The 666-nt window shown below is 36.2% G+C and carries 1 protein-coding gene and 1 pseudogene; both read left to right on the top strand.

The features are described from left to right. The coding region (locus ACFIK8_RS10325; RefSeq protein ID WP_375669370.1) for a phosphate acyltransferase at positions 1 to 369 on the top strand (369 nt) is incomplete at its 5' end. Between the two features lie 203 nt (positions 370 to 572). After that, positions 573 to 666: pseudogene (locus ACFIK8_RS10320) on the top strand (acyl carrier protein); the annotation flags it as partial.

Here is a 666-nt window from a genome sequence, read left to right as displayed (position 1 = left end):
TTTGGCTCCAAAAACACCGACAGTGCACGTAAAATGCGCCGTGCAACTGAAATTCTCGCAGAATTATATCCAAATTTAGAAGCCGATGGAGAAATGCAAGGTGATGCTGCGCTTTCTAAAATTTTTCGTGATCGTGTTTTTCCTGATTCACGCCTTAAAAATGAAGCGAATTTGCTTGTCTTTCCAACGCTTGATGCAGCTAATATTACACTCAATATTGTCAAAAATCTAACCAATGCACTTCATGTCGGCCCAATCTTGATCGGAGCTGCACGCCCTGTCCATATACTAACGCCTTCAGTAACTTCGCGAGGAGTTGTCAATATGACAGCTCTCGCAGTACTTGCTGCAAATAGAAAAATTCCATGATGAAATAGGTGAACCTTGCTCAAAACACAATTTCATAGCTTTTTCTAACCTTAACAAGTAATAATTTAATATTCTGCAAACCCATTTGTCCTATCAAAAAGATAACTGTATTCTAGATTAAGTTTTTTTTTAAGATAAAAGAAGTTATACAGAACATTGTTAAAGTATTTTCTAAAACCACAAATTAAATAAGGAATTATACATTGCCCTCTACGTTTGATAAAGTTGCTGATATTATCGCAGAAATCAGTGAAATTGATCACAGCATGATCACACCTGAAAGTCATACAATTGACG

The sequence above is a fragment of the Bartonella sp. MR168JLCBS genome (assembly GCF_042194175.1).
The sequence above is the reverse complement of the archived record's forward strand: the minus strand, read 5'-3'. Positions and strand labels throughout refer to the sequence as shown.